Origin of the sequence: Aeromonas sp. R4-2 (assembly GCF_040908295.1) — a bacterium.
GTDB classification, from domain to species: Bacteria; Pseudomonadota; Gammaproteobacteria; order Enterobacterales; family Aeromonadaceae; genus Aeromonas; species Aeromonas veronii.
Genome location: NZ_JBFODL010000009.1, coordinates 150,667 through 173,931 on the forward strand (window position 1 = coordinate 150,667; position 23,265 = coordinate 173,931).

Annotated in this window: 19 protein-coding genes; 9 read left to right on the forward strand and 10 right to left on the reverse strand. The window is 58.7% G+C overall.

Annotated elements, in window-relative coordinates; translation table 11 throughout:
- Window positions 1–108: 108 nt before the first annotated feature.
- On the reverse strand, window positions 109–1,539 hold the full coding sequence (locus AB5Y99_RS05800; protein WP_202003942.1) for a methyl-accepting chemotaxis protein: 1,431 nt from the start codon (window positions 1,537–1,539) through the stop codon (window positions 109–111).
- An 82-nt stretch (window positions 1,540–1,621) separates the two neighbouring features.
- On the opposite strand from AB5Y99_RS05800, the gene AB5Y99_RS05805 reads away from it, so the two are divergent.
- Together AB5Y99_RS05805 and AB5Y99_RS05810 are read left to right on the forward strand one after the other, a co-directional pair.
- Window positions 1,622–1,894, forward strand: a complete 273-nt coding sequence (locus AB5Y99_RS05805) for an acylphosphatase (protein ID WP_005345583.1) — start codon at window positions 1,622–1,624, stop codon at window positions 1,892–1,894.
- 15 nt (window positions 1,895–1,909) lie between these two features.
- Window positions 1,910–2,776: a CHAD domain-containing protein gene (locus AB5Y99_RS05810; protein ID WP_202003937.1), complete on the forward strand. Its 867-nt coding sequence runs from the start codon at window positions 1,910–1,912 to the stop codon at window positions 2,774–2,776.
- 136 nt (window positions 2,777–2,912) lie between these two features.
- Here the strand turns inward: AB5Y99_RS05810 and metG are convergent, their stop codons facing one another.
- On the reverse strand, window positions 2,913–4,946 hold the full coding sequence (gene metG / locus AB5Y99_RS05815; RefSeq protein WP_368208998.1) for a methionine--tRNA ligase: 2,034 nt from the start codon (window positions 4,944–4,946) through the stop codon (window positions 2,913–2,915).
- 186 nt (window positions 4,947–5,132) lie between these two features.
- On the opposite strand from metG, the gene apbC reads away from it, so the two are divergent.
- The 4 genes from apbC to AB5Y99_RS05835 all read left to right on the forward strand — a co-directional run bounded on the left by apbC (window position 5,133) and on the right by AB5Y99_RS05835 (window position 9,462).
- Window positions 5,133–6,215, forward strand: a complete 1,083-nt coding sequence (gene apbC, locus AB5Y99_RS05820; RefSeq protein WP_323892140.1) for an iron-sulfur cluster carrier protein ApbC — start codon at window positions 5,133–5,135, stop codon at window positions 6,213–6,215.
- A gap of 110 nt (window positions 6,216–6,325) precedes the next feature.
- Window positions 6,326–6,970, forward strand: coding sequence for a uridine kinase (gene udk / locus AB5Y99_RS05825; protein ID WP_005345570.1), 645 nt, complete (start codon window positions 6,326–6,328; stop codon window positions 6,968–6,970).
- 63 nt (window positions 6,971–7,033) lie between these two features.
- A complete protein-coding gene (gene dcd / locus AB5Y99_RS05830; protein WP_005336719.1) occupies window positions 7,034–7,615 on the forward strand; it encodes a dCTP deaminase in 582 nt (193 codons plus the stop codon).
- 377 nt (window positions 7,616–7,992) lie between these two features.
- Complete coding sequence (locus AB5Y99_RS05835) at window positions 7,993–9,462, forward strand: inorganic phosphate transporter (protein WP_005336717.1); 1,470 nt, start codon at window positions 7,993–7,995, stop codon at window positions 9,460–9,462.
- A 132-nt stretch (window positions 9,463–9,594) separates the two neighbouring features.
- Here the strand turns inward: AB5Y99_RS05835 and AB5Y99_RS05840 are convergent, their stop codons facing one another.
- Window positions 9,595–9,846, reverse strand: coding sequence for a DUF1289 domain-containing protein (locus AB5Y99_RS05840; RefSeq protein WP_323892142.1), 252 nt, complete (start codon window positions 9,844–9,846; stop codon window positions 9,595–9,597).
- 150 nt (window positions 9,847–9,996) lie between these two features.
- Here AB5Y99_RS05840 and mltA point away from each other — a divergent pair, with 150 nt between their 5' ends.
- Complete coding sequence (gene mltA, locus AB5Y99_RS05845) at window positions 9,997–11,148, forward strand: murein transglycosylase A (protein ID WP_323892145.1); 1,152 nt, start codon at window positions 9,997–9,999, stop codon at window positions 11,146–11,148.
- Between the two features lie 128 nt (window positions 11,149–11,276).
- On the opposite strand, the gene yfaE is transcribed toward mltA, so the two are convergent.
- From yfaE to ubiG, 5 genes are all read right to left on the reverse strand, one after another.
- Window positions 11,277–11,600 (reverse strand): class I ribonucleotide reductase maintenance protein YfaE, encoded by a 324-nt coding sequence (yfaE, locus tag AB5Y99_RS05850; protein WP_021230069.1) that lies wholly within the window; start codon window positions 11,598–11,600, stop codon window positions 11,277–11,279.
- Window positions 11,597–12,730, reverse strand: coding sequence for a class Ia ribonucleoside-diphosphate reductase subunit beta (gene nrdB, locus AB5Y99_RS05855; RefSeq protein WP_005336708.1), 1,134 nt, complete (start codon window positions 12,728–12,730; stop codon window positions 11,597–11,599). Before nrdB ends, yfaE begins: the two co-directional genes overlap by 4 nt.
- An 80-nt stretch (window positions 12,731–12,810) precedes the next feature.
- Window positions 12,811–15,078 (reverse strand): class 1a ribonucleoside-diphosphate reductase subunit alpha, encoded by a 2,268-nt coding sequence (gene nrdA / locus AB5Y99_RS05860; RefSeq protein ID WP_368209000.1) that lies wholly within the window; start codon window positions 15,076–15,078, stop codon window positions 12,811–12,813.
- 624 nt (window positions 15,079–15,702) lie between these two features.
- Window positions 15,703–16,398, reverse strand: coding sequence for an HAD family hydrolase (locus AB5Y99_RS05865; RefSeq protein ID WP_368209001.1), 696 nt, complete (start codon window positions 16,396–16,398; stop codon window positions 15,703–15,705).
- Entirely contained in the window at window positions 16,398–17,114 is a 717-nt protein-coding gene (gene ubiG, locus AB5Y99_RS05870; RefSeq protein WP_005352120.1) for a bifunctional 2-polyprenyl-6-hydroxyphenol methylase/3-demethylubiquinol 3-O-methyltransferase UbiG, read from the reverse strand. Before ubiG ends, AB5Y99_RS05865 begins: the two co-directional genes overlap by 1 nt.
- Before the next feature lie 198 nt (window positions 17,115–17,312).
- Between ubiG and gyrA the strand changes: the two genes are divergently transcribed.
- Entirely contained in the window at window positions 17,313–20,051 is a 2,739-nt protein-coding gene (gene gyrA, locus AB5Y99_RS05875; RefSeq protein WP_368209003.1) for a DNA topoisomerase (ATP-hydrolyzing) subunit A, read from the forward strand.
- 107 nt (window positions 20,052–20,158) lie between these two features.
- On the opposite strand, the gene AB5Y99_RS05880 is transcribed toward gyrA, so the two are convergent.
- Window positions 20,159–21,556 carry an alpha-amylase family protein gene (locus AB5Y99_RS05880; protein ID WP_368209005.1) on the reverse strand — a complete coding sequence of 466 codons (1,398 nt, stop codon included), beginning with the start codon at window positions 21,554–21,556 and terminating at the stop codon, window positions 20,159–20,161.
- 262 nt (window positions 21,557–21,818) lie between these two features.
- Between AB5Y99_RS05880 and AB5Y99_RS05885 the strand changes: the two genes are divergently transcribed.
- Complete coding sequence (locus AB5Y99_RS05885; RefSeq protein ID WP_005336695.1) at window positions 21,819–21,974, forward strand: hypothetical protein; 156 nt, start codon at window positions 21,819–21,821, stop codon at window positions 21,972–21,974.
- A gap of 158 nt (window positions 21,975–22,132) precedes the next feature.
- On the opposite strand, the gene AB5Y99_RS05890 is transcribed toward AB5Y99_RS05885, so the two are convergent.
- Window positions 22,133–23,188, reverse strand: a complete 1,056-nt coding sequence (locus tag AB5Y99_RS05890) for a PA0069 family radical SAM protein (protein WP_368209006.1) — start codon at window positions 23,186–23,188, stop codon at window positions 22,133–22,135.
- Window positions 23,189–23,265: the final 77 nt, after the last annotated feature.

Here is a 23,265-nt window from a genome sequence, read left to right on the forward strand (position 1 = left end):
TAATTGGTCGCTATCATTTATGGTCACGATCAATAAAGAGAAGAGGCCACCCATTGGGTGGCCTCTTCTCATATTGCTTCTTGTTGCCGGACTCTATTGGCGGCAGCGTCAGAGAGTAATCCCCTTGAGTGCCCGGGTCAGCTCGCTGGCGGTGGCTTTCAGCCCCTGCGTGCCGGCTACCGACGCGCTGGCAGACTCCTCCACCTGCGCCGCTTCATGGCGTACCTGATCCAGATTGTGTGTGATCTCGGCAGCCACCGAGCTCTGCTCTTCGCTGGAGGTGGCGATCTGGGTGCTCATCTCCAGCACCGCATCGCTGTGATTGCTCAGCTTCTCGATATCGAGCCCCACCTCGCTGATGAGTTGCTGGCTGCTGGCCGCGCGCCCCACGGTTTTCTCCATGATGTCGTTCAGCGCCCCGGTGCCGGCTTGCAGCTCTTCGATCATCTTCTGGATCTCGACCGTTGCCTGCTGGGTGCGGCTGGCGAGGGTACGCACTTCGTCGGCCACCACCGCAAAGCCGCGTCCCTGCTCACCGGCGCGGGCCGCTTCGATGGCGGCGTTAAGGGCCAAGAGGTTGGTCTGCTGGGAGATGGCGTTGATGACGCTTACCACCTCGTTGATGCGGTTGGCATTGTGGGTCAGGCGCTCTACCGCGCCGGAGGCATTGCCAATCTCGTCGGCCAGAGTGCGGATCGCCTCTATGGTACGAGCCACCCGGTTGGCGCCATTGGCCGCCTCTTCGCTCGATTGACGGGTCTGCTGCAGGGTGTCGTTGGCATTGCGCGCCACTTCGCGAATGGCGGCTGACATCTGTTCCATGGCGGTGGCCAGCGAATCCATGTGCTGGCGCTGGGCGCGTGCCATGTTTTCGCCTTCACTGGCGTGGTCACGAAACTCGTCGGCGGCCATGGTCAGCGCCTCGGCAGACTCTTCGACCAGCTTGACGATCTGATGCTGGCGGTCGGTAAAGCGGTCGATGCTGCCCGCCAGGGTAGAGAACTCGTCGCGTACCGGGAAGAAGTTGAGGCGGAAGGTGAGATCGCCGTCGGCCACGGTTTGCAGCGCCTTGTTGGTGGAGTACAGGGCACCGGAGACAAAGGTCATCATGTAGTGGATCACCAGCGCCATCAGGGCTGCCAGCGCGCAAATCATGGTGAGCGTGGTGCCCTGATCATCCCACATTGAGGAGGTACTGGTGTCGAGCTCGCCGGTCACATAGCCAGCCTGACCCGCTGGTGCGGTGAAGCGGTAGCGATCGCCCTGCTGTTCGAGCCCGCTCACCCCTTGTGGCTGGATGCGCAGATCGGCTGGCAGGGTGAGCGTTGGCTGCTGGCTGACCAGTTGTGCGGTGGTCTTGACCCGCTGCTGCAACTGCTCAACCTTGAGTTTTATCTCCTGCTCGTGGCTGTTTGCCAGCAGATACCAGCTGAGAAAGGCGATGATAAGCAGGGGAAGCCAGAAGGCGATGTGGAATTTTTCACTGATGGTGAGGTGAATGAGATAGCGGTCAACCCACCGGAATTTAACTTCTTTCATAATGGAGCTGCATCCTGCAGAGATAGAGTGTCGGGCACATTATCGTCTCGGGAATTTTTTTCTTAAGCAGAAGGTGTGAGAAATGGGAGAGCAATCGTTTGTCATTCGGGTGTGGGGGCAGGTACAAGGGGTCGGATTTCGCTACTTCACCCGTGAGCGTGCCTTGCAGCTGGGGCTGCGCGGCCATGCCTACAACCTGGAGGATGGCTCGGTGGAGATCCTCATCAGCGGCCCCGCGCAGGGGGTGCAGATGATGCTGGGTTGGCTGGAGCATGGCCCGCGCACCGCCAGAGTGACCCGGATGGAGTATGAAGAGGCGCTGCCGCCCACCGGTCAGGGCTTTCACACCAACTGAAGGGGCGGGGGTGAGATGGACGCTGACAAGGAAGGTCTGTTGCTGACTCAGGCAACAAGCTGGGTCGCCCGTTATCAGGAGGCGGCGCGGGCGGTGCGCGAAGAGGCCAGTGAACCTGCCGTGCATGGCTACCGTATCGCGGCGCGCCGCTTGCTGGCGCTGCTCGCCCTGTGGCGGCCACTCACCTATCATCCCGAGCTGGAGCGGCGTCTGCTGCGCTCAGTCGGGCGGCTCTCGGCGCTGCGGGATGCTCAGGTCTACGCCGAGCGTTTTGGCAAGCCGCCTGCCAGCACTGGTAATACCCACAAATCTGCCTGTCGCGTGCCCCTGTTGCCGCGGCGACTGGCCCGCTGGCTTGCTGCGGTGGCGCAGGTGCCGGATGCGTGGGCATTGGCGTTCCTCTATCAGCAGCATCTGGCCCTGCGCCTTGATGAGGCACAGAGCGCTCTCGATGAACCTATTCCCTGTGTTGGGAAATCTGCCAGCTCCCGTCAGCAACAGTTGCGCCGCTGGCATCGACTGCGCCTCGAGATCAAGCAGGCCCGTTATGGCGTGGAACTGTTGCTGGAGCTGGGGAGTGGGGATCCCGGCTGGTTGAGCACCCTGACTCACTGGCAGGAGCGACTCGGTCAGTTGCAGGATTGGCGTCAATGGCGGCGGAGGTTGCGAGCAGAGCAGGGGCACACCCGCAAGCAGACGAAACTGCGGCAGCAGTTGAAGGGGAAGATCACCGCCCGTTTGCGTCAACTGGACTGCCAGCAGGCGGAGCTGGTGGCGCTCAAACTGGCGATGCAGGCAGGCCACAACGTGGATGACATGGCAAGTCGGGTGGTCAGGTATTCAGGACAAAACGTATCGCCCGCGAATCCCTGTTGTGGATAGCCCCGAGACCGCAATCTGCGGAAGTCATCCACGACCAGCATCTACAAAAACTATCCAAGCCAAACAGGTGAGACAAAAAAGAGAGGCCGTTTGGTCTCTCTTCTCTATCTGGCTGTGGTCGCAGTCAGCGATGTGCTTACTTGACGCGCATTCCAGGCTGGGCACCTTCTTGCGGCTCCAGGATCCAGAGATCCTTGCCGCCCGGGCCTGCAGCCAGCACCATGCCTTCGGACATGCCGAAACGCATCTTGCGCGGCGCCAGGTTGGCCACCATCACGGTCAGCTTGCCTTCCAGATCTTCCGGGTTGTAAGCGGACTTGATACCGGCAAACACCTGACGGGTTTCGCCGCCGATATCCAGTTGCAGCTTGAGTAGCTTCTCGGCTTCCGGTACCGCTTCGGCCTTCTTGATCAGCGCGACGCGCAGGTCAATCTTGGCAAAATCGTCATAGGTGATGGTTTCGCTGATGGGGTCATCAGCCAGCGGGCCGGTCACTTTCGGTGCCTGCTCTTTGGCCAGGTCTTCCTTGGAGGCCTCGATCATGGCTTCAATCTTCGCCGGCTCGATGCGGGAGAAGAGGGCTTTGAACGGTGCAACGGTGTGATCAACCAGCGGCATCTCGATGCCATCCCAGCTGAGGGTCTCGGCCAGGAAGGCTTCGGCACGTTCGGCCAGCAGCGGCATGACGGGCTTGAGGTAGGCCATCAGCACGCGGAACAGGTTGATGCCAACGGAGCAGACCGCCTGCAGCTCGGCGTCAGCCCCTTCCTGCTTGGCGATAACCCAGGGAGCCTTGTCGTCCACGTAGCGGTTGGCCTTGTCGGCCAGCGCCATGATTTCGCGGATGGCGCGGCTGAATTCGCGGCTCTCATAGGCTTCCGCAATAGCGGTGCGGGCGTTGGCGAACTCGGCGTAGAGCTCCGGTTCGGCGCAGGTGGCAGCCAGCTTGCCGCCAAAGCGCTTGGCAATAAAGCCGGCGTTGCGGGAGGCGAGGTTGACCAACTTGTTGACCACGTCAGCGTTGACGCGCTGCACGAAATCTTCGAGGTTCAGGTCCAGATCATCGATGCGGCTGTTGAGCTTGGCGGCGTAGTAGTAACGCAGGCACTCCGGATCCAGGTGGTTCAGGTAGGTGGATGCCTTGATAAAGGTGCCCTTGGATTTGGACATCTTGGCGCCGTTGACGGTCACATAGCCGTGCACGTTGACCTTGGTCGGCTTGCGGAAGTTGGCACCTTCCAGCATGGACGGCCAGAACAGGCAGTGGAAGTAGGCGATATCCTTGCCGATGAAGTGGTAGAGCTCGGCGTCGGAGTCCGCTTTCCAGTAGCTGTCAAAGTCGATGTCGCCGCGCTTGTTGCACAGGTTCTTGAAGGAAGCCATGTAGCCGATGGGGGCATCGAGCCAGACGTAGAAGTACTTGCCCGGGGCGCCGGGAATTTCGAAACCGAAGTAGGGGGCGTCGCGGGTGATGTCCCACTGCTGCAAGCCGCTTTCGAACCACTCCTGCATCTTGTTAGCCATCTCTTCCTGAATGGCGCCGGAGCCGCGTACCCACTCAGAGAGCCATTTTTCAAACTGGGGCAGGTCGAAGAAGAAGTGCTCGGAGTCCTTCATTACCGGAGTCGCGCCGGAGACGGCAGATATCGGATCGATCAGCTCCGTCGGGCTGTAGGTGGCGCCACAGCTGTCACAGTTGTCGCCATACTGCTCCGGAGACTTGCACTTGGGGCAGGTACCCTTGACGAAACGGTCCGGCAGGAACATGGATTTTTCCGGATCGAACAGCTGGGAGATGGTGCGGCTCTTGATAAAGCCACCATTTTTCAGGCGGCCATAGATCAGCTCCGCCAGCTCGCGGTTCTCGTCGCTGTGGGTGGAGTGATAGTTGTCAAAGCTGATGTTGAACCCGGCGAAATCAGCCTGGTGCTCCTTGGAGACAGCGGCAATCATCTCTTCCGGGGTGATCCCCATCTGCTGTGCCTTGAGCATGATCGGGGTGCCGTGGGCATCATCGGCACAGATGAAGTGCACCTGATGGCCGCGCATTCGCTGATAACGAACCCAGATATCGGCCTGGATATGTTCCAGCATGTGGCCAAGATGGATGGAGCCATTGGCATAGGGGAGGGCGCAGGTTACCAGCATTTTACGAGGATCAGTTGCCATATTACGTTCTTGATGTGCTTGTTGGGATGATAGAGTGCCGTGCATGTTACCCGAATTGGGGGTAGCCTGCCTAGGGTTGTGGCTATGCCAACCTTGGCAGCACCTGCTGTTACGATGGCAGGCAAGCCACTGATTTGTGTGCGGTAACCGTTCACCTCAAGATAATGACAAGATAATGAGGAGTTAATGGTGATTGATTCAGTAAAACAGATCCTCGCCGAATTTAAGCCAGCTGGCTGGCACAAGGATCTGGTGGATGCCGGATTCGTTCGCGAGATCATCAATCAGGGTCAGGGGCTCACTATCCGGCTGGTATTGCCGTTTGCCGGTCTTTCGCTGCTCGATCAGCTCAAAGAGAGCTACGATGCCAGGCTGCGCAGCGCCACCGGTGCCGCCCGTATCGACTGGGCACTGGAGATTGACGTCGCCAGCATGCCACGGGCCCAGGGCCTCAATGCCGTGCAGGGCATTCGCAACATCATCGTGGTCGCTTCCGGCAAGGGGGGGGTGGGCAAATCCACCACCGCGGTCAACTTGGCGCTGGCCCTGCAAAAAGAGGGGGCGCGGGTCGCCATTCTCGATGCCGATATCTATGGCCCTTCCATTCCCACCATGATGGGCACCCTCAAGGAGCGCCCGGTCAGCCATGACGGCAAGCTGATGGAGCCGGTGATGGCCTGCGGCCTCAAGAGCAACAGCATCGGCTATCTGGTCTCCGAGCAGGATGCCACCATCTGGCGTGGCCCGATGGCGAGCAAGGCGCTGGCGCAGATCCTCCATGAGACCCGCTGGGGCGAGGTGGATTATTTGGTGGTAGACATGCCGCCGGGCACTGGCGATATCCAGCTCACTATGGCTCAGCAGGTGCCCACCTCGGCGGCAGTGATCGTCACCACCCCGCAGGATGTGGCGTTGGCCGATGCCCGCAAGGGGATCGCCATGTTCAACAAGGTCAATGTGCCGGTGCTTGGTATTATCGAGAACATGAGCTACCACGTCTGCAGCGCCTGTGGTCACCATGAGCCGCTGTTTGGTACCGGTGGCGGCCAGAAGATGGCAGAGCAGTATCAAGTGGCACTGCTTGGTCAATTACCGCTGCACATCGATATCCGCCAACACATGGATGATGGCTGTCCGACGGTGTTCGGCGCACCGGAAGGGAGCCTGACTCAGACCTATTTGAAGCTGTCGCGCAGGGTAGGGGCTGAACTCTTTTTCAGCGCAAAACCGATTGCGACCCCCCTCTATGCCATGGCGCTGGATGAATAATCGGCGGTCGGTCACTTGAAAGGGAATTGAGGGTGGGCATGACCCACCCTTTTTTATATAATGGATCGGTTTAAACCATCCCCACTGCTCTTCTCTTTTAGGTATTTGTCATGTCTGATACTCAACATTCGTGTGTGATCATCGGTATTGCGGGCGCATCTGCGTCTGGCAAAAGTCTTATAGCCCAGACCATTTATGAAGAGCTGGTGGCCGAACTGGGCGCAGGTCAGATTGGTGTGATCACCGAAGATTGCTACTACCGTGATCAGACCCACCTGACCATGGAAGAGCGGGTCAAGACCAACTATGACCACCCCAACGCGCTCGATCACGACTTGCTGGTACAGCACCTGAGCCAGCTGGTCAAAGGTGACGCGGTTGCCATTCCCCAGTACTCCTACACCGAACACACCCGGATGAGCGAAGTGACCCCGTTTGCGCCGCGCCGGGTGATCATCTTGGAAGGGATCCTGCTGCTGACCGACAGCCGTCTGCGGGATCTGATGGACGCCTCCATCTTCATGGATACCCCGCTCGACATCTGCCTGCTGCGCCGTCTGGTGCGTGACGTGCAGGAGCGTGGCCGTACCATGGACTCCGTGCTCAAGCAGTACCAGAAGACGGTGCGTCCGATGTTCCTGCAGTTTATCGAGCCGTCCAAACAGTATGCCGATGTGATCGTGCCCCGTGGTGGCAAGAACCGCATCGCCATCGACATGCTCAAGGCGCGTATTCGCCACATGTTGATCGGTTAAGATGAAACAAGCCGGGTGATGCCCGGCTTTTTTAAAAGCACAATTTGTCAGGAGAGTCGCCCAATGCGTCTGTGTGATACCGATATTGAACGCCATCTGGATGAAGGCAAGATCGTCATTGAGCCACGGCCCGGGGTAGAGCGGATCAGTGGTGTCAGTGTCGATGTGCTGCTGGGTAACGAGTTTCGGGTGTTTCGCGATCATACCGCACCTTATATCGATCTGAGCGGCCCGAGCAGCGAGATGGCCGATGCCATCGATCGGGTGATGAGTGACGAGATCCACATTCCCGATGGCGAAGCCTTCTACCTGCACCCGGGTCAGCTGGCGCTGGCGGTGACCTACGAATCCGTTACTCTGCCTGCCGATATCGTCGGCTGGCTGGATGGCCGCTCTTCATTGGCGCGCCTGGGTTTGATGGTGCACGTGACGGCGCACCGGATCGATCCGGGTTGGTCCGGTCGCATCGTGCTGGAGTTCTACAACGGCGGCAAACTGCCGCTGGCGCTGCGTCCGAAGATGAAGATCGGCGCCTTGAACTTCGAGATGCTCTCCGGCGTCGCGGCCCGTCCCTACAACAAGCGGGAAAATGCCAAGTACAAGAGCCAGCAGGGCGCCGTTGCCAGCCGTATCAATCAGGACTGATAACTGGCAACACGGCAACGATTCAAGGGAGCACAAGGTGCTCCCTTTTTGCATCTGGAATCAAACGGATATGGGGCTGATAGTGCTGGTCGGATGAGATTGGCGGGGCAGGGACGTTTTATCACCACTTTCGCCCGTTTTTCTGTCATAAAAACGTCATAAAAATGAAATTATTGGCTTAATTGTCAGCTATTTTTGCCCTTTCCCGCAATCATTGGCGGCTTTAATTAATCGATGGCAAGCCGCATGATGACTGGCTCTAGGATATTTTTTTCCAAAAAGCTCTTTTTTTTTATGGCTGAAATATTTCAATGGTGGCTATGGTGTTGGCCGCCATCTGGCATAATCCGCCGCAACTCATAAACAGGCTTTTTTTTATGTTTGAAATGTTTAGTGGTTTGGGGTTGTGGTGGTCAATCGGTTTGGTATTGGCCGTTTTTTTTGTGCTTGCCTATGAATTTATCAACGGCTTTCACGATACCGCCAACGCGGTAGCAACGGTTATCTATACCAAGGCGATGCCAGCTCACCTGGCGGTCGTTGCATCGGGGATCTTCAACTTTTTCGGCGTCATGTTTGGTGGACTGGGTGTGGCCTATGCCATTGTCCATCTGCTGCCCATCGACCTGCTGCTTGGGATGGACTCCACCCAAGGGTTGATCATGGTCTTCTCCTTGCTGTTTTCCGCCATCGTGTGGAACTTGGGCACCTGGTTCTTCGGGATCCCGGCCTCCAGTTCACATACCTTGATCGGTTCCATTCTGGGGGTAGGCGGCGCCTATGCCTGGATCACCCATAAACCGGTGACAGAAGGGATCAACGTGGGCAAAGCGATCGACATCATGCTTTCCCTCATCATCTCTCCCACCATCGGCTTCATCATCGCGGCGCTGCTGCTGCTGGCGATGAAGCGCATCTGGACCAGCAACAAGATCCACAAAACGCCGGAAGAGCGCCAGCTGGTGGATGGCAAGAAACACCCGCCGTTCTGGGCGCGTCTGACCCTGGTGGCCTCGGCCATGGGCGTCAGCTTCGTGCACGGCTCCAACGATGGCCAGAAGGGTATCGGTCTGGTGATGCTGGTGCTGATCTGTATGGCGCCAGCCTATTTCGCACTGGACATGAACAGCCGCGCCTATGATCTGGACCGGACCCAGGATGCCAACCAGCGCATCATGGAGATCTACCAGCGCAACCAGTCCGCCCTCTCTGGCGTCATCAACTTCTCTGCACCGGCAACGGCTCAGGAAGAGCTGATGACTCACTGCTCCGCCGATGGCGTGCTGCAGGCGATGGCCACCCTGGATGCCCGTCTGGGTGCCGTGCGTACTTATGATCAGATGAGCCTGACTGACCGCCGCGAAGTGCGTCGTCTGCTGCTCTGTATCGATGACACCGCCCGCAAAGCGGCCAAGCTGCCGCTGCCCGCCAAGGAGCTGACCGACCTGGCCAAATGGCGCAAGGATCTGACCGCCACCGCTGAATACGCACCGACCTGGGTGATCGTCTCCATCGCACTGGCGCTGGGTTGTGGCACCATGGTGGGCTGGCGTCGTATCGTTCATACCGTGGGCGAGAAGATCGGCACCACCGGCATGACCTACAGCCAGGGCATTGCGGCCCAGATCACGGCTGCAACCTCCATCGGGGTCGCCAGTCTGACCGGTATGCCGGTGTCCACCACCCACATCCTCTCTTCTGCGGTGGCGGGGACCATGGTAGCCAACAAATCCGGCCTGCAGAGCCAGACTATCAAGACCATCCTGATGGCCTGGGTGCTGACCCTGCCGCTGACCATGCTGCTCTCCGGCGGCCTGTTCATCGTCAGCCACCATCTGTTTGGTTGATCTGCCGCGCTCATAATGCGCATCACAATGACAATGCCGCTAGGTCGAAAGATCGGGCGGCATTTTTTATATGCAGGATAGGTCGTGTCTCGTGAGCGCAGGAATATGGCTTGCAGGGATGTTAGGAGCGGGTCAGAAATCCCAGCCAGATTGCGGTATTGGTTCAGGTTGATCGCCTTCATGAGCCTTGCGCCGCGCAGCCTCGACTCGGCGTTTGCGATCCCGGCACAGACGCATTACATCCTGCTGCTGGGCAGGGGTCATGGTGAGCCAGTTGAAACGCTCTTCGCGATTGCGCAGGCACCCCTTGCAGTAGCCTTTGTTGTTCACTTCGCAGACCCCGATGCAGGGGCTCTGCAGCGGGAATATTTCGAGCTGTTCCATCCATCACCTCGCACATCCTGTCACCTTGTTATAACCCAGCGGATCCCCTTTGGAGAAATCCTGCTTCAAGTGATTGATGTCGTTTGCTTTCCCCCTGCAAATTTGGCATCTTCCCCGCCGAGCATGGCTCTTGGCGTTATATGAGGACATATGAACAAACACGCGTACTGGCTGACCGCCGCAGTGCTGGGACTGGCCGGTTGTGCGGGCAACTCTGAGAAAGCAGAAGTGCCCAAAAAACAGACCGACAACAGATGCCTTCTTAACTGCGAGGTGCCGGAAAATCTGGGCAAGCAGTATCTGGACGGGACCTTGCCAGAGGATCTGGTGAGGGTGGAGCGGGTCAATAGCCGTGCGCGTGCCGACTACAGCAAGTTTGGCCCGCAAAGTAGACTGGTATTGGAGCGCTCCGGCAAGATGACCCGCCGTTATGGCGAGCTCTATCACCAGCTCTCCCGCTGGGTAGCGAGCGGCGGCAATCCTGCCGATATCACTCGTTACGGTATCAGCCTGGCTCAGCTGGGCGGCGCCGATCGCATGGGCAACGTGCTGTTTACCGGTTACTACTCGCCGGTGCTGGAGGTGCGTCACCGCCCGGATGCCAAATACAAATATCCCATCTATGCCATGCCAAAATGTGGCGGTCGCTGTCCGACCCGGGCCGAGATCCATCAGGGGGCCTTGGCCAATCGCGGGCTGGAGCTGGGTTACAGCAAATCCCTTATCGACAACTTCCTGATGGATGTGCAGGGCTCGGGCTTTGTCCATTACGGGGATGACGATCGGCTGCAATATCTGGGCTACAGCGGCAAGAACGGTCACGGTTACGTGAGTATCGGTCGGGTACTGATCGACCGCGGTGAAGTGCCCAAAGAGCAGATGTCGATGAAGGCCATCAAGGAGTGGGCCAACCGTCAACCGGAGGAGAGCGTCAAGGAGCTGGTGGAGCAGAACCCCTCCTATGTCTTCTTCGAGCGTCGCCCGACCAATGATGTGATCGGTGCGGCCGGTATCCCGCTGCTGCCGCTGGCGGCCGTCGCTGCCGACAAGACCCTGCTGCCGATGGGTACCCCGATCCTCGCCGAAGTTCCCTTGCTCGATAAAGAGGGCAACTGGACCGGCAAGCACCAGCTGCGGCTGTTGATTGCGCTGGATGTGGGCGGGGCGGTGAAGAAGGGGCACCTCGATCTCTACCACGGTATGGGTGAGAAGGCCGGTGTCGCGGCCGGTCACTACAAGCACTTTGGCCGGGTCTGGAAGTTGGGCCTGCACCACGGGCCGACCGCTGCCCCCTGGTTGTAATCCTCTGAGGGGGTGGGCGTCTGTCATCGGGCGCCCGAGCAAACCCGAACAAAGATGAAGAGACAAAAAAAACCGCCGGATTGCTCCGGCGGCTTTCTATTTTGTGCGAGTGGCAGCTGGTGGCTGCGTCAGCTCTTCTGGATATCCAGCCGGATAGCGCCGACCGGTTTGCAGCAGCAGGGGAGGCACTCCCCCTGGGCGACGAATGCCAGCGGCACATTGGGGTAGTGCACCTTGCCAGCCATCAGCGGAGTGCGGCAGGCGCCGCAATAGCCGCTGCGACACTGGAACTCCACATGATGACCGTGGCGCTCCAGGGTCTCCAACACGCTTTCGCCGGGATGGGCGTGCAGCACGGCACCATCTCGTGTATGTACCCGTGGTGCCACGACCGCATGCTGTTCGGCAGGCGCGTGCGGGGCAGGGGTCAGCGTGTTGGTGGCGTCACTCACAGCTCGAAATCACCCAGGTCATCGGCATTGACTTCGCTGTCGATCTGACCGACCAGATAGGAGCTGACCTCTACCTCTTGCGGGGCGACCTGCACGTTGTCGGATGACAGCCAGGTGTTGATCCAGGGGATCGGGTTTTGCTTGGTGCCGGCAAAGGCTGGCTGCAAGCCGACTGCACTCATGCGCAGGTTGGTGATGTACTCCACGTACTGGCAGAGGATGTCCTTGTTCAGGCCGATCATGGAGCCGTCCTGGAACAGGTACTCGGCCCACTCTTTCTCCTGAATGGCCGCTTCCTTGAAGATCTCGAAGCAGGCCTGTTCGCACTCGGCGGCGATCTCGGCCATCTCCGGGTCATCCTGGCCGGTGCGCATCAGGTTCAGCATGTGCTGGGTGCCGGTGAGGTGCAGCGCTTCGTCGCGGGCGATCATCTTGATGATCTTGGCGTTGCCTTCCATCAGTTCGCGCTCGGCGAAGGCAAAGGAGCAGGCGAAGCTGACGTAAAAGCGGATCGCTTCCAGCGCGTTGACGCTCATCAGGCACAGATAGAGCTTCTTCTTGAGCTCGCGCAAGGTGATGGTCACCTCGCGGCCCGCGACGGTGTGGGTCCCTTCACCATGCAGGTTGTAGAGGGCGGTCGCTTCGATCAGGTCGTCGTAGAAGTGGCTGATGGAGCCGGCGCGCTTCAGGATCTGCTCGTTGGTCACGATGTCGTCGAACACCTGGGCGGGGGTGTTGACGATATTGCGGATGATGTGGGTGTAGGAGCGAGAGTGGATGGTTTCCGAGAAGGCCCAGGTCTCAATCCAGGTTTCCAGCTCCGGAATGGAGACCAGCGGCAGCAGCGCCACGTTGGGGCTGCGGCCCTGAATGGAGTCCAGCAGTGTCTGGTACTTCAGGTTGGAGATGAAGATGTGCTGCTCGTGGGGCGGCAGGGCCTGATAGTCGATGCGATCACGGGAGACATCCACCTCTTCCGGGCGCCAGAAGAAGGATAGCTGCTTCTCGATCAGCCGCTCGAACACTTCGTGCTTTTGTTGATCATAACGGGCTACGTTGACCGATTGGCCAAAAAACATCGGCTCTTTGAGCTGGTCGTTTTGGGTTTGGCAGAAAGTTGAATAGGCCATGGTTACCAGAATATGTGAATAGAGAAAACAGGAGAGCGGGAGCTTCATGCTCCCGCCCGGTTATCAGTTCTTGCCGTGACTTAGATTTTGCAAGCCCCGCCAGCACAACCGTCATCTTGCAGATCGGTCTGGGCATCGTCTGCACCATCACGGGTGTTGTGATAGTACAGGGTCTTGAGGCCGTATTTGTAGGCGGTCAGCAAGTCCTTGAGCAGCTGTTTCATCGGGACCTTGTTGCCTTCGAAACGGGCAGGGTCGTAGTTGGTGTTGGCGGAGATCGCCTGATCCACAAACTTCTGCATGATACCGACCAGCTGCAGGTAGCCGTCAACGCTCGGTTGCTTCCAGAGCAATTCGTATTGATCTTTCAGGCGATCATACTCGGGCACCACCTGTTTGAGAATGCCGTCTTTGGAGGCCTTGACCGACACCAGACCGCGCGGCGGCTCGATGCCGTTGGTGGCGTTGGAGATCTGGCTGGAGGTCTCGCTCGGCATCAGGGCGGTCAGGGTTGAGTTGCGCAAGCCCACGGACTTGATATCGGAACGCAGACTTTCCCAATCCAGATGCAGCGGCTCGTTGCACAGCGCATCCAGATCCTTCTTGTAGGTGTCGATGGGCAGGATGCCCTGGGCATAGGTGGTCTCGCCAAACAGCGGGCAGGGGCCGAACTCTCGGGCCAACTGCACGGAGGCTTTCAGCAGGTAGTACTGGATGGCCTCGAAGGTGCGGTGAGTCAGCGCCAGACCGGAGCCGTCGGAGTAGCGGGCACCGTTCTTGGCCAGGTAGTAGGCGTAGTTGATGACGCCGATCCCCAGGGTGCGACGACCCATGCTGCCACGCTTGGCGGCGGCAATCGGGTAGTCCTGATAGTCGAGCAGGGCATCGAGGGCACGCACGGCCAGATCGGCCATCTCTTCCAGATCTTCCAGCTTCTCGATGGCACCCAGGTTGAAGGCGGAGAGGGTGCACAGGGCGATCTCGCCGTTCTCGTCGTCGATGTTGTTGAGCGGCTTGGTCGGCAGCGCAATCTCGAGGCAGAGGTTGGACTGGCGTACCGGCGCCACGCTCGGGTCGAACGGGCTGTGGGTGTTGCAGTGATCGACGTTCTGAATGTAGATGCGACCGGTACCGGCACGCTCCTGCATCATCAGGGAGAAGAGGTCTACCGCTTTCAGGGTCTTCTTGCGAATGGCCGGATCCTGCTCGTACTTGACGTAGAGCTCTTCGAACTTGTCCTGATCGGCGAAGAAGGCATCGTACAGACCCGGCGCATCGGACGGGGAGAACAGGGTGATGTCACCGCCCTTGATGAGGCGCTGGTACATCAGCTTGTTGATCTGCACGCCGTAGTCCATGTGACGAACACGGTTCTCTTCCACGCCGCGGTTGTTCTTCAGCACCAGCAGGCTTTCCACTTCGGTGTGCCACAGCGGGTAGAACAGGGTAGCCGCACCGCCGCGCACGCCGCCCTGGGAGCAGCACTTCACGGCAGTCTGGAAGTATTTGTAGAAGGGGATGCAACCGGTGTGGAACGCTTCGCCGCCACGGATGGGGCTGCCCAGACCGCGGATGCGACCCGCGTTGATGCCGATACCGGCGCGCTGGGAAACGTAACGCACGATGGAACTGGCGGTGGCGTTGATGGAATCCAGACTGTCATCGCACTCGATCAGTACGCAGGAGCTGAACTGACGGGTCGGGGTGCGCACGCCGCTCATGATTGGGGTCGGCAGGGAGATCTTGAAGGTCGAGACCGCATCATAGAAGCGCTTGATGTAGTCCAGACGGGTATCTTTCGGATACTTGGAGAAGAGGCAGGCCGCAACCAGCATATAGAGGAATTGCGGGCTCTCGTAGATCTCGCCGGTAACGCGGTTCTGGACCAGATATTTGCCTTCCAGCTGTTTGACTGCCGCGTAGGAGAAATCCATGTCGCGCCAGTGATCCAGATGGGTGTTCAGCTCTTCGAATTCGGCCTGGGTGTAGTCTTCCAGCAGGTGCTTGTCGTACTTGCCCATGTCCACCAGACGAGCCACGTGCTGGTAGAGGTGGGGCGGTTCGAACTGGCCGTAGGCCTTCTTGCGCAGGTGGAAGATGGCCAGACGGGCTGCCATGTACTGGTAGTCCGGGGTCTGCTCGGAGATGAGGTCAGCCGTCGCCTTGATGATGGTTTCGTGAATGTCGGCGGTACGGATACCGTCATAGAACTGGATGTGGGATTTGAGCTCTACCTGGGAGACCGACACGTTGTCGAGCCCTTCGGCGGCCCAGTCCAGCACGCGGTGAATTTTATCCAGATCGATGGGTTCTTTGTGTCCGTTACGCTTCGTCACAAACAAGTTCATTGGCTGATGACCTTCAGTTGATTCCCGAAAAACCATCGCACAATGGCGCCACCCAGGCTCCGGCGGTGTGCGGGAGTTGGGTAGAGATTGTGCGATGAATCACAAGATGTAGTGTTATTTTAAGTTCGAGCTACAAGATAGTGAGGTCGGCCCGCCATTGCAATGTGTGGATAAGTGACGAGCTGTGGATAAATTGTGAGTCTTGCTCCATCAGTTAGTGACCGCTCACAGTGAGCGGGTTTTCATTCGTCCGCTCCGCTAAAAGCAAGTCTCCCGATCGAAGATGGAAAATTTAAATAACTTTTTTTGCTTGCGAAACGGGGGGCTTTTTACTAGCAAACGGCGGCTGATTATCCCTTATGCAACAAGGGTCAAAAGCTGTCCAGTTGTCGCAGCCGCGGGCTCAGCATGGCAAGGGCTTTGCATCAGATGACGGTGGTTTGTGGCCGCTTTGTGACGGCAGTGAGCTTGTCAAATGGGTATCCAACAGGCAGAAAGCTGCCTTTATTATCCATGAATAGACGAGTGATGGTGGCGCAGGAAGCAGGAGCGTAAAGGAAGAGATGCAAGGGGCGAAGAGTCTCTTCGCCCCCGTTTTCGCATATCAGCCGGTAAGGCTGCGCGTTACGCTTTGGCCGTCAACTCATAGCGCAGCCAGTGGTGCAGGGCCTGCACGGTATCAAACTGCAGATCGGCGCCCCACAGGGCGGGATCTTCCTCATCATTGAGATAGCCCCAGCCAGCGACCGCGGTGCGCATGCCAGCATTGCGGCCCGCTTCGATATCCCGCACATGATCCCCCACATAGAGGCAGTACGCCGCCTCGACCCCCAGCTTCTCACAGGCAAAGAACATGGTGGCGGGGTCGGGCTTGCGTACCGGCAGGGTGTCGGCGCTGACGGTGACGCCGCAGCTGGCAAGCTGTGGCAGGGCTGCCAGCAGTGGCTCGGTGAGAAAGCCCGGCTTGTTGGTGACGATGCCCCAGGGGAGCTGTTTTTCATCCAGCCACTCGATAAGGTCCACCATTCCCTCATAGGGGCGGGTACCGACGCAGAGATTGGCCGCGTAGTAGTCGAGTAGGGCATTGCGCAGGCGCGTGGCCCCCAGCTCTTCGAGCAGTTCATCGCCGAGGCCCGCTTTCAGCAGCCCGAGCGCTCCGTGGGAGGTGGTCTGACGAATAATGTCGTCAGAGAGCGGCGCAAAGCCTTCGCTGATCAGTACATGGTTGACGGCGGCCCCCAGATCCGGGGCTGTGTCGAGCAGGGTGCCATCCAGATCGAACAGCACACCGCGCAGGGGCAGAGGGTGAGAGGCACTCATCAACCGTGCTCCGGGCGGACAAACTCCACCATATAGTTGACGTCGACATTTTTGCCGAGCTTGAACTGGTTGGTGAGGGGGGCGTAGTGGACGCCGCTCATGTCCCGCACCAGCAGGCCAGCTGCTTCCCCCATGCGACACAGTTCGGCCGGGGTGATGAATTTTTTGTGATCGTGGGTACCCTTGGGCACCATCTTCATCAGGTATTCGGCCCCGATGATCATCATCAGATAGGATTTGGGGTTGCGGTTGATGGTGGAGACAAACACCCGGCCGCCCGGGCGCACCAGGGTAGCGATGGCGCGCAGCACGGAGGCGGGGTCCGGCACATGCTCCAGCATCTCCATGCAGGTGACCACGTCATACTGGCCCGGCACTTCGGCGGCATGGGCTTCGGCGGTGATCTGGCGATATTCGAGCTCAACACCCTGCTCAAGGGCGTGCAGGCGGGCGACGCCGAGGGGTTCCTTGCCCATGTCGATGCCGGTGACCTTGGCACCACGGCGGGCCATGCTCTCGGAGAGAATACCGCCACCACATCCGATATCGAGAATGCGCTTGCCAAACAGACCGCCACTTTTGTCGGTGATCCAGTCAAGGCGTACCGGATTGATTTGATGCAGGGGTTTGAATTCACCTTCCATGTCCCACCAGCGGGAGGCGATGGCTTCAAACTTGGCGATTTCTGTCAGATCGACATTGGCATCACTGTTCATTTTTCGAAGATCCTGTGGCAGGGCGCCCGCTTCTGAGTCATGGGCGCAATCTATTGTCCTGGCGGGCATTATAACGGACGGACTTTGTCACACCAGCCCGATCTGATACCCGATTTGTGGCTTAAGGTATTTGGCTCAGTGTGTTACCATGTCGCGCTGTTTAAGCCAAAGAACAACTAATTAGGGATAAGGCTTTCTATGAGCGATCTGGCCAGAGAGATCACGCCGGTCAACATCGAAGAAGAGCTCAAGAGTTCCTATCTTGATTACGCCATGAGCGTGATCGTAGGACGAGCTCTGCCGGATGTGCGTGATGGCTTGAAACCGGTTCACCGCCGCGTTCTGTTTGCTATGAACGAGTTGGGGAACGACTGGAACAAGCCCTATAAAAAATCGGCCCGTGTGGTCGGTGACGTAATCGGTAAATATCACCCGCACGGCGATAGCGCTGTGTATGACACCATTGTCCGGATGGCGCAGGATTTCTCCATGCGTTACATGCTGGTCGATGGTCAGGGCAACTTCGGTTCAGTCGACGGCGACAGCGCCGCGGCGATGCGTTATACCGAAGTGCGGATGGCCCGCATCTCCCACGAGCTGCTGGCTGATCTGGACAAAGAGACCGTGGACTGGGTGCCGAACTATGACGGCACCGAGATGATCCCGGCGGTCATGCCTACCAAGGTTCCCAACCTGCTGGTCAACGGCTCCTCCGGTATCGCGGTGGGCATGGCGACCAACATTCCGCCTCACAACCTCACCGAGATTGTCAATGGCTGCCTGGCGCTGATCGAAAACGGCGACCTCACCATTGACGAGCTGATGACCTACATCACCGGCCCGGATTTCCCCACCGGCGGCATTATCAACGGTCGTTCCGGCATCGTGCAGGCGTACCGTACCGGTCGTGGCTCCATCTATGTGCGGGCCAAAGCTGAAGTGGAAGTGGACGAGAAGACCAGTCGCGAGACCATCATCGTTCACGAGATCCCCTATCAGGTGAACAAGGCTCGACTGATCGAAAAGATCGCCGAGCTGGTCAAAGAGAAGAAGATCGAGGGCATCAGTGCCCTGCGCGATGAGTCTGACAAAGACGGCATGCGCATCGTTATCGAGATCAAGCGCGGCGAGTCCGGCGAGATTGTGCTGAACAATCTCTACAAGCACACCCAGATGCAGACCACGTTCGGCATCAACATGGTGGCGCTCGATAACAACCAGCCCAAGGTGATGAACCTTAAAGAGATCCTGGATGCGTTCCTGCTGCACCGCCGTGAAGTGGTGACTCGCCGGACCGTGTTCGAACTGCGCAAGGCGCGGGATCGGGCGCACATTTTGGAAGGTCTGGCGGTTGCGCTGGCCAACATCGATCCCATCATCGAGCTGATCCGCCACAGCGCGACCCCGGCCGACGCGAAAGCGGGCCTGGTTGCCAAGGGCTGGGAACTCGGCAACGTGGCCGCCATGCTGGAAAAAGCGGGCGACGACGCGGCACGGCCAGAGTGGCTGGAGCCGGAGTTCGGTATCCGTGAAGGTCAATACTTCCTGACCGAACAGCAAGCCCAGGCCATCCTTGACCTGCGTCTGCACAAGCTGACCGGCCTCGAGCACGAGAAGATCCTGGAAGAGTACCAATCTCTGCTGGATCTGATCGCCGAGCTGCTGCACATCCTGGCGAGCCCGGCTCGTCTGATGGAAGTGATCCGCGATGAACTGCTGGCCGTGCGCGAGCAGTATGGCGACGAGCGTCGCACCGAGATCAGCATGTCCAGTGCCGAGATCAACATCGAAGATCTGATCACCCCGGAAGACGTGGTGGTTACCCTGTCTCACCAGGGCTATGTGAAGTATCAGCCGCTCTCCGACTACGAGGCCCAGCGCCGCGGTGGTCGTGGCAAGTCGGCCACCCGGATCAAGGAAGAGGACTTTGTGGAGCGTCTGCTGGTGGCCAACACCCACGACACCATTCTGTGCTTCTCCACCCGTGGCAAGGTCTACTGGCTCAAGGTTTACCAGCTGCCGGAAGCGTCCCGTGGCGCCCGTGGCCGTCCGATCATCAACCTGCTGCCGCTGGAAGAGGGTGAGCGTATCACCGCCATCCTGCCGGTGAAGGAGTATGACGCCGAGAAGTATGTGTTCTTCGCCACCGCCAACGGTACCGTGAAGAAGACCAGCCTCTCTGACTTCAGCCGTCCGCTCTCCTCCGGTATCCGCGCCATCAACCTCAAAGAGGGTGATGAGCTGATCGGGGTGGATATCACCGATGGCAGCAACGAGATCATGCTCTTCTCCGATGCGGGTAAAGTCGTTCGCTTCGCCGAAGGCAGCGGTCGCGCTGATGCCGATGTCAGCGATGACGTTGAAACCGACGACGATGCCGGCAATGACGATGATGGCAGCGACAACGGCGAAGGCACCGAAAGCAAGGGCACCTTCAAGGGCGTTCGTCCGATGGGTCGTACCGCGGCCGGTGTGCGCGGCATCAAGCTGGGCGCCGGTGACAAGGTGGTTTCCCTCATCGTTCCGCGCGGCGAAGGTGCCATCCTCACCGCCACCGAGAACGGTTACGGTAAACGGACTGCGTTGGCCGAATACCCGACCAAGAGCCGTGGTACTCAGGGCGTTATCTCCATCAAGGTGGATGAGCGTAATGGCAAGGTGATCGATGCGATCCAGGTCGAAGATACCGACCAGATCATGCTGATCACCAACGGCGGTACTCTGGTGCGTACCCGTGTTGCCGAGGTGAGCGTCATTGGCCGTAACACCGGCGGTGTCCGTCTGATCCGTACCGGTGAAGACGAGACCGTGGTTGGCCTGCAGCGTATCGCCGAGAGCGACGAAGACGAGAACGACGCTTTGGCCGTTGATGGTGAGGTATCTGAAGGTACCGATACCGCGACCGGCACTGATGCGGTCGATGCTGGCGACGAGTAATCGTCACCGGTTACCCGAGCAACGTCTCTGAGCAAAAAGAGCGACCCTGGTGGTCGCTCTTTTTATTTGTCTGCTTTTTATGACTCTCCACTGATCTTATGGCTGGATCACTCCTGCAGCCACATTCTGGCGCTGCGGGCGGGAATGGCGACCCGTACCCACTGGCTCTGCACGTTGACTACGGCCCCTTGGTCGAGCACGTCCCGATAGTTGCGATACCAGTTCATCTCGAACCTGGCGGTATCGAGCCAATACTCCTGCTCATAGTCGCACTTGTTGATGCCGACCAGCCCCTGTTTGCCCCGTTTGAACAGCACGAAGCAGTCACCGCTGCCGATCAACTGCATGGGTTGACCCTGCACCGCATTGTGGAAGCGGATCATCCCCTTGAGATCGGCGCGCTGGTAGTAATCCTGCCAGCGCAGTCCATCTTTGGCCTGAGTCTCGCCGTGATCCGAATAGACCAGCGGCGAGCCGCCATCGCGGCCGAGCAGGTAGGCATAGGCCAGCTTCTCGTCAGTCTGGCTTAAGATCTGATAGCGGAAGCCGTCGTTGGTGGGGATGTCGTGGGTCACGGCAAAGGTGACGGCGCGACTGCCCGGTAGCGCCTGACCGTAGGCGCCCGGATCCGCCAGCAGGTTCATGCTGCCACCGTAACTGAACGCGCTGCGCAGGGAGGCAAACAGCGGAAAGTCATAGGCTCCCTGGCCGCTGCTGTCGAGGTAGGGTTTGAGGAAGCGCTCGTAATCGGTGCTGCCTGCCCCCCCAGTGGTGATCACCTCGCCAAACACGTGCATCCCCTGTTTGATTTCGGGGGTGAACACGGCATTGATCTGGTAATCGCTCATGTGTTTGACCGCATCGACCCGAAAACCCTTGATCCCCATCCCCTTGAGCGCCTTGAGATAGGCCTGCTGCTGACTCACTACCCAGTTGTTGGGATCCAGATCCGGCAGCCCCTTGTCACCGGCACCACCACAGAGTCGCCAATACTGGACATGACCCGGATTGCTCCAGTCGCTGATGCACCCTTCCGGATGAAAATCCTGACCGGAGAGGAAGTTTTGCCCCAGATCGCCAAACAGTTTCTGGCGCTCGAAATAGGCCGGGTTGCTGGCGTAGCTTTGCAGCAGCTCGTTGCCGGGATAGTTGAGGTCCTGGCGTTTCCAGCTCTCGTTGGCCATGTGGTTGAGCACCATATCGGCATAGACGGCGATACCCCGCGCCTTCATGGCGGCGATCAGCTGCTCGAGATCCTGCTTGTTGCCAAGAGGGGAGTCGACAAGACGCAGATCCTGCGGCTGGTAACGAGCCCACCACTCGTTGCCTGATGACTTGAGAGGCGGCGAGATGAGTACCTGTTTGTAACCGGCCGACTTGATAAGGTCGGCTTTGGCGGTCACTTCACTGTACTTCCAGTTGAAGGCGTGCAGTATGACGTCGGCGTGCGCCAAGGGGGCGATCAGCATGCCTGCGATCGCCCATATTCCCGCTGTGTGTTTCATTATTGTGTCCCTGTTTTTATAGATGCCTGAATGGGCAAGCCAGCTTTGGCGGGAACAGAGTGAGCTGCAATCCACAACCTGCAGATTTGTGACCGCTTTCAGAGTGATTTCGCCGAATATGTGAACTGTTTCGGCTTTTCCTCGCCACCGCCAGTTGCCTTTTTACAAGTGATTTTTTTGTCATTTCCCTGTCATTCCTAGTCGCTATCCTGCCGGGCGAGTGGTGCGTTGTTGCCATCACCTTCACCGTCAGGAGCTGCATATGACCAGTTGGATCACGTGGGAAATTTGGTGGAGCCGGGTATGGGGCGAGTCAGAGGTGCCGCAGTATGAAGAGGATGAGCACGAAGTGGCCCATGAACCCTCGCGGCTGCCGGTTGAAATGGTGCAGCAGGGTCGGGATCAGCGCGCAGGCTAAGGCGTTAGCCCTCTCTTTACCGAATAGCGCTTTCTTGTCGCGATATGGCTACTTCGTTGGAAAATTCTGAAAAGCGGGGTTTCCACAGGATGTGTTGCGGCAGGCCTTCCTCTCAACCTCTTGGCACACCTGATGTGTGAAGGGCGTGAGCAGGGGGATTAGAAGAGCGACAGCTGCTCCCCGGGGCGGATAAACCCATCCAGCCTGAGCTGAATATGGTGTTTACCCAGATTGAGGCGCTTGCTGATAAGGCGAAAGCGCTGGGCCAGCAGATCGGCAAAGTGCCCCTCACCGCGCATGCGGGTGCCGAAGGCGGTACTGTTGAGCCCGCCACCGCGGCTGGCTCGCAACTGATTCAAAATAGCCTCCTTCTGGCCCGGATAGTGGGTATCGAGCCAGTCCCCAAATAGCGGCGCCAGCTCGTGGGGTAACCGCAGCAGGATGTAATCGGCGCAGCTGGCGCCTGCCTCGGCAGCCGATTTGATGACCTGCTCCAGCTCCGGTTCATTGAGCCGCGGGATCATGGGAGCGGCCAGTACCCCCACCTGCACGCCAGCGTTGGCCAGCTTCTCGATCACTTTCAAGCGGCCGGCGCCCGTGCTGGCGCGGGGCTCCAGCTGTCGGCGCAGGGTTTCGTTCAAGGTCGTCACCGATACCATCACCTGACACAGTCCCTCTCTGGCCAGTTCGGTCAACAGATCGAGGTCGCGCAAGATCATGGCGCTCTTGGTAATGAGTCCGACCGGATGGCGGTGGGCCAGCATCACTTCCAGCAACTGCCGGGTGAGGCGATAGCGCTGCTCGATGGGTTGATAGGGGTCGGTATTGGCGCCAATGAAGATGGTCTGTGGCTGATAGGCCGGTTTGGCAAACTCCCTGCGCAACAGGTCGGCTGCATTGCGTTTGGCAAACAGCTTGCTCTCGAAATCGAGGCCGGGGGAGAGTTCCAGATAGGCGTGGCTGGGTCTGGCATAGCAGTAGATGCAGCCGTGTTCGCACCCCTGATAGGGGTTGATGGAGCGACCAAAGGGGACATCCGGCGAGCTGTTGTAGCTGATGATGCTGCATGCATCGATCTCCCGCACCTCGGTGCCAGGAACAGAAGAAGTGAAGGCGGCATCCCAATCGGACGATTGCCAGCCGTCATCGACCGCTTCGACAAGGGGGCCGCTAAAACGGTGATCGATATTGTGGGGGCTGCCTCGTCCTGCCATGGTGTGCATCTATACTGTTTATACATACAGTTATTTTGCAGGTGCCCCGGATAAATGACAACAACTGCTGATCGAGC